The sequence below is a fragment of the Anaeromassilibacillus sp. An250 genome (assembly GCF_002159845.1).
GTDB lineage: Bacteria > Bacillota > Clostridia > Oscillospirales > Acutalibacteraceae > Anaeromassilibacillus > Anaeromassilibacillus stercoravium.
Window position 1 is genome coordinate 66,169 of record NZ_NFJK01000018.1, and the last position, 9,490, is coordinate 75,658.

13 protein-coding genes and 1 pseudogene are annotated in these 9,490 nt (G+C 56.7%); 1 reads left to right on the forward strand and 13 read right to left on the reverse strand.

The window, feature by feature from the left end:
* Positions 1-117 precede the first annotated feature (117 nt).
* Positions 118-579, reverse strand: coding sequence for an SLOG family protein (locus B5F54_RS14130; RefSeq protein WP_015574141.1), 462 nt, complete (start codon positions 577-579; stop codon positions 118-120).
* Positions 580-698: 119 nt separating this feature from the next.
* Here B5F54_RS14130 and B5F54_RS14135 point away from each other — a divergent pair, with 119 nt between their 5' ends.
* Positions 699-908: a helix-turn-helix domain-containing protein gene (locus B5F54_RS14135; protein ID WP_015544970.1), complete on the forward strand. Its 210-nt coding sequence runs from the start codon at positions 699-701 to the stop codon at positions 906-908.
* Positions 909-948: 40 nt separating this feature from the next.
* On the opposite strand, the gene B5F54_RS14140 is transcribed toward B5F54_RS14135, so the two are convergent.
* The 12 genes and pseudogenes from B5F54_RS14140 to B5F54_RS14195 all read right to left on the reverse strand — a co-directional run.
* Positions 949-1,293 carry a plasmid mobilization protein gene (locus B5F54_RS14140; protein ID WP_022131683.1) on the reverse strand — a complete coding sequence of 115 codons (345 nt, stop codon included), beginning with the start codon at positions 1,291-1,293 and terminating at the stop codon, positions 949-951.
* Complete coding sequence (locus B5F54_RS14145) at positions 1,290-1,469, reverse strand: DUF4316 domain-containing protein (protein ID WP_015544971.1); 180 nt, start codon at positions 1,467-1,469, stop codon at positions 1,290-1,292. Before B5F54_RS14145 ends, B5F54_RS14140 begins: the two co-directional genes overlap by 4 nt.
* Before the next feature lie 10 nt (positions 1,470-1,479).
* On the reverse strand, positions 1,480-1,830 hold the full coding sequence (locus tag B5F54_RS14150; protein ID WP_022131682.1) for a hypothetical protein: 351 nt from the start codon (positions 1,828-1,830) through the stop codon (positions 1,480-1,482).
* Positions 1,831-1,963: 133 nt separating this feature from the next.
* Complete coding sequence (locus B5F54_RS14155; protein ID WP_015544972.1) at positions 1,964-2,317, reverse strand: cysteine-rich VLP domain-containing protein; 354 nt, start codon at positions 2,315-2,317, stop codon at positions 1,964-1,966.
* A complete protein-coding gene (locus tag B5F54_RS14160) occupies positions 2,314-3,051 on the reverse strand; it encodes a DUF4366 domain-containing protein (RefSeq protein WP_015574142.1) in 738 nt (245 codons plus the stop codon). Before B5F54_RS14160 ends, B5F54_RS14155 begins: the two co-directional genes overlap by 4 nt.
* Complete coding sequence (locus B5F54_RS14165) at positions 3,048-3,296, reverse strand: DUF4315 family protein (RefSeq protein ID WP_015574143.1); 249 nt, start codon at positions 3,294-3,296, stop codon at positions 3,048-3,050. Before B5F54_RS14165 ends, B5F54_RS14160 begins: the two co-directional genes overlap by 4 nt.
* A gap of 12 nt (positions 3,297-3,308) precedes the next feature.
* Entirely contained in the window at positions 3,309-4,973 is a 1,665-nt protein-coding gene (locus B5F54_RS14170) for a C40 family peptidase (RefSeq protein ID WP_015574144.1), read from the reverse strand.
* The gene (locus tag B5F54_RS14175; protein ID WP_407937709.1) at positions 4,954-7,338 is read right to left on the reverse strand and encodes a VirB4-like conjugal transfer ATPase, CD1110 family; all 2,385 of its coding nucleotides are present in this window, start codon (positions 7,336-7,338) and stop codon (positions 4,954-4,956) included. Before B5F54_RS14175 ends, B5F54_RS14170 begins: the two co-directional genes overlap by 20 nt.
* Complete coding sequence (locus B5F54_RS14180) at positions 7,289-7,642, reverse strand: PrgI family protein (RefSeq protein ID WP_015544973.1); 354 nt, start codon at positions 7,640-7,642, stop codon at positions 7,289-7,291. Before B5F54_RS14180 ends, B5F54_RS14175 begins: the two co-directional genes overlap by 50 nt.
* A gap of 3 nt (positions 7,643-7,645) precedes the next feature.
* Positions 7,646-8,194 carry an MT-A70 family methyltransferase gene (locus tag B5F54_RS14185; protein WP_430408022.1) on the reverse strand — a complete coding sequence of 183 codons (549 nt, stop codon included), beginning with the start codon at positions 8,192-8,194 and terminating at the stop codon, positions 7,646-7,648.
* 19 nt (positions 8,195-8,213) lie between these two features.
* On the reverse strand, positions 8,214-8,939 hold the full coding sequence (locus B5F54_RS14190) for a DNA-methyltransferase (protein WP_076918095.1): 726 nt from the start codon (positions 8,937-8,939) through the stop codon (positions 8,214-8,216).
* A 200-nt stretch (positions 8,940-9,139) separates the two neighbouring features.
* Positions 9,140-9,415: pseudogene (locus B5F54_RS14195) on the reverse strand (VirB6/TrbL-like conjugal transfer protein, CD1112 family); the annotation flags it as partial.
* Between the last annotated feature and the right edge of the window lie 75 nt (positions 9,416-9,490).

The following is a 9,490-nucleotide window of genomic DNA, read 5'->3' on the forward strand; positions in this document are numbered from 1 at the left end:
AGCGGCTACCTCCTGTAAAAGTTGATGGGTTTCCTCCTACCAATATTATAACTCCGCCCATATAAGCAAACAAGGATGTCGATGGCCGGGCTACTTTGGGACAAAATGTCCCAAGGATTATATCTCAATGATGCGAATTTCCTTTTCGTTTGCCTGTGCAAAACGAATGGTGTAAAAAGTGCCGCCCGTGGATCTCCCGTCATAAACGGCAATTACCCGATCCGAGGAAAGTACCATGTAGCGGTTGCGTTCATGGTAGCATTGGCGATTGGATTTTTCAGACTGAACATACACGCGATCACAACAAGCAAGCAATTCTTGAAACAAGGGAGATTTAGCATTGATACGGTTTCGATATGGGAGCGCGGCCTCCAACTGCAAACAGCTATTTTGTTTCTTTTCCGCTGCAACTATGGCGGCAAAAGTGAGATCAACACCATCGGCAAACCCGGAGATAAAACGGGTATATCCCGCTGCAATCGCAGCCAGCACTTCTTTCCGTAGTGCTTCTTCCACATACTGCTCCTTGCCGACTGGCACATCACGATGGCCTGTTACACAACAAGTTTTCTCTCCCATTATCCAAACCTCTTTTCTGAAATTGCCCCGCCTTGGTATGGGCAATATTGCCTATCACGCTTTAGGTCAATTATAGGCAATAATGTTTATATAAGCAAGCGTGAAAGGAGGTAGGCCGGATGATCTCATACGCCCCATTGTGGGAAACTATGAAGCGCAAAAATGCAACCACATACACTTTGCAGGTCAAAGGGGAGATCAGTAGCTCCACGGTGCGTAGGCTGAAAGCGAATGAATCCGTTTCTACCAACACGCTGGATGCCCTTTGCAGAATACTTGATTGTGAGCTTGACGACATAATCGCATATTTGCCCGATGAAACAGAATAATGCGGGGAGCAAGGTATAAACCTGTGCTCCCCGCGTTTTGTTATAGCTCCACCACCTCCGACAGCTTTTTAATCAGAACGGACAGCGGCCCCCACAGGTCTGCATAGTCCTTTTGCAGCGCAGCGATCTCCGAGGGGTAGATGCCGTAGGTATTGGCATGGATCGCCACTTGGTTGAGGTTGTTTGCACACCGCCGCTGCAAGGACACCAGCTCCCGCACATCCGCAAGATCAACATGGAGCACATACCCATTGAGGGCCATTTTCCGCATATATGCTCCCATATTTTGAATACCCGCCTCGGCCATGCGCTCATAGATCAGCTCCTGCTCCTCGGGCGTTACCATGACATTGAGATGGACGCAGCGACGGCGCTTTTTCGTCAACGCTCCTCGCGCTCCCTGCTGCGGCGTTTGGGCGGGATCTCCCGCACCTTATCCAGCGGCTTTTCCTCGGGCGGGAGCACCGGGGCCGGGCCGTTGTTCAGAATACCGTCGATCATATTATAGTTCTGCTCGGTGGTGAGTTCCGCGCTTTTCAGCGGGTCATACTTTTCGGGCATAGCGATCCTCCTATCTGTCGCCCCTGTCGGGGGTAGTCTTTTTCGGGGCAGCGCGGCCCCGGTCAGCCTCGGCCAGCTTTGCGGCCTCTTTCATCTGCTGGGCAATCGTGCGGGGCTTGACCTCCTGCACCTTATACATCCGCTTGTAGTCGGCGGCTCGATCCTTGAAATCCTTTTGAGCCGATGCCTCGTCTGCGTGGTAATGGCCCCAATAATAATCCCGCCGCCCGTTCTCTTCGGCAAACTGCCATGTGACAAAGGGAGCCGGGACTTTGGGGTTTCCATGCTCCGCGATGGCAAATCCCCGTTTGTTGTCAAAGAGAACGGACTCGCGGATCACATATCCGGCGTTTTTCTCCACGGTACACCTCCTTCAAAAAGTGGAAAGTATTTTGCGAAAACAGGGGTGGGGTATGAAATGATACACCCCACCCCACAAGCGGCCCCGAAAAGCCTTGATACAGGCGGTTTTTTCGGGCCTAATTTTCCACGGGTCAGCGCCTTGTTTTACGCATATAATCCCGCTTCTGTTTTCGCAGGGCAGTAGCGGAACAGGCCGCAGAGCAATACCGTGTCCGGCCATCCGGGAGGAAAGGTCGCCCACAGATCGGGCAGGGCCGCGTTTCCGGGACCGGGCCTTCGGCGGTCAGCGCCGCCTCCAGCACCGGATCATTGGGCAGAACGGCATCCCGGAAGTAGCGGCAGTAGGCTCCCGTCCAGCATTTCCCCAGCATATAACAGGGGCCGTCCAGCGGTAAGCACCCATACTCCCGATCATAGTTCGCACACAGGGAAAACACCAGCTTGCGGATCGCCCTCTTTTCCTCGCGGGTCAGTTCCCGGCTCATACCTCGTCCTCGTCCCAAGGGGGCGTATCGTCCTCGAGATCGTCAAAGGCATCCAGCTCGTCCCCGTAGTCCTCCTCAACCGCTTCTGTGGCCCGCTGCTGCTTGGGGCGGTAAACCTTGAAATACCAGCCAGCACCGCCGCCCACGGCGGCAATCGCCAAAATGAGCAGGATCGTACCCATATTGCCGTCTGTGTCCTCGGGCTGCTCCGGCTCGGGATCGTCCACAGGCTCGGTGTCCTCCACCGGCTCGGGCTCCACGCCCACGCACTCGGTCATGTTGGTGGCGCATACGGGGCAATCGGTGTTGATGGCCCCGGCCATGCACTTATCCGTACAGGCACAGGCGGGGACTTCCATCCCGGCGGCTTCCATAGCAGCCAGCAGATCGGCCTCGTCCACAATGCTGAAAAAGTATGTTTCGTACTGTTCGCCGTCCTCGTCCACGGGCTTATCGTAGTCAATGACGATATAGAATGTATTGCCGCCGCTGGTCTGGACGGTGATAAACTGCTTGTTGGTGTGCTCGTCATAGAGCAGATCGCGGGTGACAAGGTTGCCCTCGTCAGAAAAGCCTACCCCCGGCTCGGTGGTGGGGGTAGGCTCCTCCAGCCCTTCCCACTGGTCGGTAGGCTCGATGTACTCGTCACCGCCCCCGGCATGGGCCGTCACGGTAAAGCCGCACATGAACACGGCCACGCAGAGCGTCAGTAAAAGAACACGCAGCTTTTTCATTCCGCAGCCACCTCCTCGGACTTCGGGACATTTTGTCCCAAGGTTTTCCCGGCCCGGAGCTGCTGGAGCACCAGCGGCAGCTCCGCGAGAGGGATGCTCATGCCGCGCACGATGTCCACGATCTCGCTGTTTTCAGCCTCCACCTTGCGCTGTTCCAGTTCTTTCAGTTTGGTCTGCTGTTCCGCGATTTTGGCCTTGACCTTTTCGATCTCGGCTTCGATTTTCGCGCTTTTCGTAGTTGCCATAGATAACCTCCTTCACGATAACCGCCCGTAGGCGTAGAAATGAGACTGCCAGTAGCTTGTGTTGAGATTGGCATACCCGATGGGATCGCCACAATGGAGCATCCAGCCATCGCCCACATAGATACCCACATGGGAAACGCCGGGGGTATCATAAGTCCCGGTGAAGAACACCAGATCGCCGGGGCGGGGTGAGCTGGTGCGGCGGCTGATGTTATACAGCCCCTGCGCCCCCAACCGCCCAAAGTCCCAGCCGCATTGATTGTAGACATAGGACACGAAGCCGGAGCAATCAAAGGATGTGCTGGGCTTGTACCCACCCCATACATAGGGATAGCCGATATATTTCTCGGCCTCCTCCAAAATGGCGGCAAAGGTTTCGTCGGCCAAATACGCCTCCGGGATCTCATGCTCCACGGGATCGGCGGTGTACTTTGCCACATAGGGGGACGATGGAAACAGGTCTGGACGGTTGCCCAGCGCCGACATATACAGGGCGTACCGGGAGAGCTGATCCTCGCCCATAATGTAGATGGGCAGATGGGACAGGTTGAAGTTTTCCAGCGTCACGGTGCAAATGTAGTAATCGTAATAGACCCGGTATGTGTCGGTATGGGTGTTGCCCTCTTCGTCCGTCCATGTGTCCGTTTCGAGGTAGTAGCGGCGCTCCGTCACCACCGTTTCCGTCAGAATGTACTGCTTTTCAAAGAGCATTTGCAGCGTTCCCTGTACCTCGTCCACCGTCCACGCCCCTTCGTGTATGGCGCTGATAATAGACAGCAGCACATAGGGATCGTGTTCAATGTCATCCAGCTCAAAGTGGTATTCGTCATAATCGTGAGTGCTTTCGTAGCTGTCCAGATAGTCTTGCAGCTCGGCCTCCAGCCCGCAGTAGGCGGCCTCGGCCCCGCGCAGATCGGCATCCTCGGCGGCATAGGTGGACGCGCCGATGGCCCCCACCACGCCGTTGCCAATCGTCACCGCAGAGGACATACACGACTGCATGAGCACCAGCAGCAGAAAACAGGCAAGGAACAGCAACACCCCCACAGGATGCCGCTTGACAAAGGCCACGGCCCGGGCCGCCAGCTTTTCCGTTGTGACCGCCGTTTTCTCTGCGGCCTTGGCCGTCTGCTTTGCAGCCTCCCGCGCTTGCTTTGCGTATTGCCGCTTGATTTTCTGCTTTTGGATATACCGGGACACCGCGCCGCCCTTTTGCATTTCCGGGTGGGCCTCCACCGTGGCCCGGTACTGATAATCCGCCGTAGCCTTGATGTGCCTGGACTCGGCCTTTTGCACCGCTTTGGCCGGGTGCTCCCGGATTTGCTTTTTTACATACCGGGATGTGGAGCGCAGGGCGGCCTCACCGACCAGCTCGGATCGGTGGGCGCTTTCGGTGCCGACATTCTCATGCTCTACCTCATATAGCTTGCCATGCACATACCCATGAACGGTTGCACCCGCCGCCCGGCCCGCCTTTTTCACGGGGCCGGACTTTTTCGGCGGTTTCTGCTTTGCCAGCTTTTTCTTGGCCTTATCCAGTTGTTCGCCGCGCTTTTCCATACGCAGCTTGGACTCGGCGGTTTGCTCCTGCTGGCTTTTGGCTCTAAACTTGCTTTTGGGGGACTTTGGGACTTTTTGTCCCGAAGTGGCCCCGCCCTTATTCGTCCTTTCGCTCATGGGCCATATCCTCCGGGCGGGTGGTCAGCAGATTGTAAATCTCACCCTTGGGGAAACGATCCACAAACGGGATGGTCACGGAGCCGTAGAACAGCAAACCCTCGCCGGAATTGCTATGGGTGATATAGGAGAGCTGATGCTCGGAAATGCCGAGCTGCTTTGCGAGGATCGCCCGGTCACTTTGGGCCTGTGACAGCAGGATCATAAAGTCGGTGTTATCCAGAATGGCCTCGATTTCCCGGCTTGCCAGCAAGTCCTTCACATTCTGCGTCAGCGCCGAGGGGACGCAGCCCTTTTTACGGAGCATCTTCCACACGGCCACAAAGTAGCTGGCCGTCAGCGGATCGCGGAGCAGAATATGGAACTCATCAAAGTAGCACCAAGTAGCAAGGCCCTCGGCATGGTTGGTGTTGACAGCCGATGTGACAAACTCGTTTGTAATGTGCATGGCGATCTTGCGGAGGTTTTCGCCCATGCCTTTCAGAACGATGCACACCACACGGGCATCCGTCTGGACATTGGTGGGGTGGTTGAACAGGTTGAGGGAGCCTGTGCAGTAGAGCTCCAGCGCCGTTGCCACACGCCGGGCCTCCGGCTCCGGCTGTTTCAGCAGTTCCTCATACAAGTCCTGCAGCAGCGGCATATCCCCGCTACCGATCCCCAGCGCCAGCTCCCGGTAGACCAGCCGCACACAGCGGTCAATGACCGTCTTTTCGATGGGCTGCAAGCCCTCCTTGCCGCCCACGATCAACTCGCACAGGGACAACAGGAAGTCGGCCTTCATGGACAGGGGGCTGTCCTCGTCATTGGTGGATAGCTGGATGTCCATAGGATTGATATGGTTGGGGCTGTCCGGGGCGATCTCGATGACCTGTCCACCCAGCCGCCTCACCAGCGGGGCATATTCGCCCATCGGGTCTACCACCACGATCCTGTCGCTGGTGGCAAGGAACACATTGATCAACTCTCTTTTTGCCGCAAAGGACTTGCCCGATCCCGTGGAGCCGAGGTACATTCCGTTGGCCGATTTCAGCTTTTTGCGGTCAGCCATGATGACATTATGGGAAAGGGCGTTCATGCCGTAGTACAGGGCCTGTCCGTCCATACGCAGCTCACGGGTCATAAAGGGAATAAAGATCGCCGTGGAGCTGGTTGTCATACCGCGCTGGATCTCAATGCCGTTGTACCCCAGCACCAGCGAGGACAGGAAACCCTGCTCCTGCTGCCAGTCCAGTCTTTTCAGAGCGCAGTTGTATTTCTGCGCGATGCCGGACACGGTAAATACATCGTTTTCCAAACGCTGGCGGCTGGGCGCAAGGTTGATGACGGTAAAGGTCAAAAGGAACATTCGCTCGTTGCGGGATTGCAGATCGGCCAGCAGCTCTGCCGCATCCTTGGAAAAGGTAATGAGGTCGGGGGGCAAAATCTCCATATCGTACCCGGCCCGGACAGCCTTTTTCTGTTCCTCGGCCTTCATGCGTCCAATATCGGAGATTTTACCCTTGATGGTTTTAATGGCCTTGAGCTGATCCACCGTCTGAACATGGAGCGTCACCGTCAGCTCGGCATCCAGCTCCAAGATTTCAGCCAGCAGCTTATCCGACATTTCCGACGCCAAAATCTGCAAGTAGGACGCAGCTCCCCAAGACTGGCCCACCCGGAATGTACGGCTCTGCCGGAAGTCGAAGCTGTCCGGGGCAATAAAGTCTTTCGTACCCATGCCAGTTCTGGGAATATCCTTCCACGCAAATCGGAAAGGCTCCCGACTGCCGGGGTGGAGCTGCCCATGCAAGGCGGCCAGCCGATCCCGGCCATCGAGGGGCCGGGACTGTACCCCCAGCCGCTTGAAGTTGCCCATCACATCGGCCTCTACACGATCCAGACGGGGCCGGGCCTCGGCCACGCTGCCAGCGGGCAGACCAAAGGTGATGTATTTGGAGCGTTCAATGCCGTTGTTGCTTTTGGCAATCTGGCCTTTGAGCATATCCACGAACTCGCCCCGGATGCTGTTGAACGCATCCTGCTGGGCCGGGATATTCACCTTGTAACGGTGGGTAGACCGGGAACGCCGATTGACGAAAGAAAGCTGGAACGGCAAGGAACTGTCAAAGTAATTGAGGAATGAGCTCCAGCCGCCAAAGATAGCAGTCTGATCCTCGGTGGACGCAACGGCATAATTGATGTCCTCATATTCCACCGTTTTCGTGTAAAGCCCGCCGGGGAGCTGACAGATGCCGTCCGGGTGCATCGCCACATAGGGGATCGTCTGCTGGGCAGACACCACGGCCCGGCGCTTACTTGCCTTTGGCTTGCTTTTACTTTTTGTTTTCTGCAATAGGCTCCTCCTTTCCTGTGAATGACGCATAGATGTTCTGCGTCTTGTAGGGCCTCACACCGGGCCGCAGAAACCGGGTGTTGAGGATGTTTCGCAGCACCTTTTCAAAGGGCAGCCCGTCTTTTTCATACATGGCCATCATAAAGGCCGGGAGCATGATCACCAGCATGACGAACAGCGCCCCGGTGTTGCCGATGGCACCACGGGAGAGCAGATAGGCCGGGACGCCCACCGCCGCGCCGATGCCGAAACAGACAAGCTGGCGTTTGGTGAGGTTAAAGGCGATTTTCGTTTTGATTTTGGATAGGTCGTTGGGGACATTTACATAGGGCATCCGTCACACTCCTTCCTTGGGACAAATTGTCCCGAAGTCCCGGATTGTCGGCTCCACCTCGTTGCCCCATACATCCCAGCCGGGCGGGGTCTGACGGGCGAACAGCTCCACACGGGGCAGATCGCCCATGAGGGAAATAATTTTGTCCCTCGTTTCGTCCGGCTTTTTGCTATGGGCCTCGATGGGAGAAATGATAAACTGGTGGACATCGGCGGCCTGCCGTTTGGGGTGGCCCCGTGTGGCAAGCAGACAGATCTCCGCGTTGCCCCGCGTCCAGAAACCCAGCCCATAAAACCAGCTATCGGCCTTCTTGTTCTTTTTCAGCCACACAAAGGCCACGGATTTATAGTTGAAGCCCCACGCCTTAATGAGCCGCAGGGCCTCCGGGAGCTGCGGGAATGTTGCCCACATGAAAAGTGCGCTGTCCGGGGCCGCAATCTCGGCCACAGGCAGCGCACATAACTCGTCTATGCTCATGGTGGGGTAATGGTTTTCAGCCGCCCCCTGTACCTTGCTCCGCTGGTACTGCCAAGGGGGATCGGCATAGATGATGGAATATCCTCCGATATTGTCACACTCCTTTCCCGCCCCCGGCCACGGCCAGCCGCGCCTGTTCAATGCGTTCCACGGCGGGGCCGTAGAACACGGGGGCATTTTCAAAGCAGATGAAGCGGCGGCCTGTGTTCAGCGCGGCAACGGCAGTTGTGCCGGAGCCGGCGCAGATGTCAGCCACCACCTCGCCCTCGTTGGTATAGGTCTGAATGAGGTACTCGCACAGCTCCACAGGCTTTTGTGTGGGGTGGATCGTGTGCGACACCGTAGGCACAAAAAGGACGTTGCTGGGATAGCGTCGCCCATCGCTGGACTCGGTGCCGACCCGTTCAAACTTGCCATAGTTGGGACTGCTCCCGCTTCGGGCATGGGTTTTGCGGTACGGCTCCCCATAGGTGAACTGCGGATTATATACCGGGGGCTTTTGGTAGAACACCAAAATGTTCTCGGACTTTTTCAGCGGGGCGCGGTTGGCATTGAGAAAGCCTGTTCCGCGCTCTTTGTACCATATCCACTCATAGCGGAGCATGGCAAGGTTGGATGCCCCCAGCACCTTATCATAGGGGCATTGGGAAAACAGCAGCACCGCGCCGTCCGGCTTGACCGCCCAGCGCACCGCCTCCCAAAACTCGATCAGCGGCAGCGGCACATCCCAATAGTTCCGGGTCGTGCCGTATGGGGGATCGGTCAAAAGCATATCCACCGAATGACGGGGCAAGGAGCGCAAGCCCTCGATCCCGTCCATAAGGAACAGGCCGCTGGGCTCCAACACCCGGCCATCCGGGGCCTTTGGGACTCGTCGGCACAAACTCCGCTCTGCTACTTCGGGACAATTTGTCCCGAAATCCGCCCGCTCCGTTGCGCCTCCTCTCCCCACAAAGTCTGCCGACTTTGCGGGGTACCCCTTGTTTTCCAAAGTGGTTTTGTTCATGGCGTTGTCCTTTCTTAATGCGCGCCGAATATGCTCTTTGCCACCGAGCCAGTTTTGAACAGGGTGAAGCACAGCAGCACCGTATAGCCGATGCAGCTCCAGATCGCCCCGATGGGATCGCCGCTAGTGGCAATACCCTGTACCAGCACCGCATAGATGGCCACGCACACAAGGATCAGCAGACCTTGGAAACCGACAGCAAACAGGGACTTGATATAGTTCTGGCCCATACTGCCAATTTCACGGTTGGAGAGCGTAGCCACGGGTATGGGGGCCAAGCTGGTGAGCAGTAGGGTAAGAACCCAGCGCCTTGCCATATCGCTATGGCAGGTTTCCGAGAACTCCCCTCCGAACCGGACTTACAC

Coding starts and splice junctions, on each gene's coding strand:
- B5F54_RS14130 (WP_015574141.1), bottom strand. CDS start 579: ATGGGAGAGAAAACTTGTTGTGTAACAGGCCATCGTGATGTGCCAGTC.
- B5F54_RS14135 (WP_015544970.1), top strand. CDS start 699: ATGATCTCATACGCCCCATTGTGGGAAACTATGAAGCGCAAAAATGCA.
- B5F54_RS14145 (WP_015544971.1), bottom strand. CDS start 1,469: ATGCCCGAAAAGTATGACCCGCTGAAAAGCGCGGAACTCACCACCGAG.
- B5F54_RS14155 (WP_015544972.1), bottom strand. CDS start 2,317: ATGAGCCGGGAACTGACCCGCGAGGAAAAGAGGGCGATCCGCAAGCTG.
- B5F54_RS14160 (WP_015574142.1), bottom strand. CDS start 3,051: ATGAAAAAGCTGCGTGTTCTTTTACTGACGCTCTGCGTGGCCGTGTTC.
- B5F54_RS14165 (WP_015574143.1), bottom strand. CDS start 3,296: ATGGCAACTACGAAAAGCGCGAAAATCGAAGCCGAGATCGAAAAGGTC.
- B5F54_RS14170 (WP_015574144.1), bottom strand. CDS start 4,973: ATGAGCGAAAGGACGAATAAGGGCGGGGCCACTTCGGGACAAAAAGTC.
- B5F54_RS14175 (WP_407937709.1), bottom strand. CDS start 7,338: ATGCGTCATTCACAGGAAAGGAGGAGCCTATTGCAGAAAACAAAAAGT.
- B5F54_RS14180 (WP_015544973.1), bottom strand. CDS start 7,642: ATGCCCTATGTAAATGTCCCCAACGACCTATCCAAAATCAAAACGAAA.
- B5F54_RS14190 (WP_076918095.1), bottom strand. CDS start 8,939: ATGGACGGGATCGAGGGCTTGCGCTCCTTGCCCCGTCATTCGGTGGAT.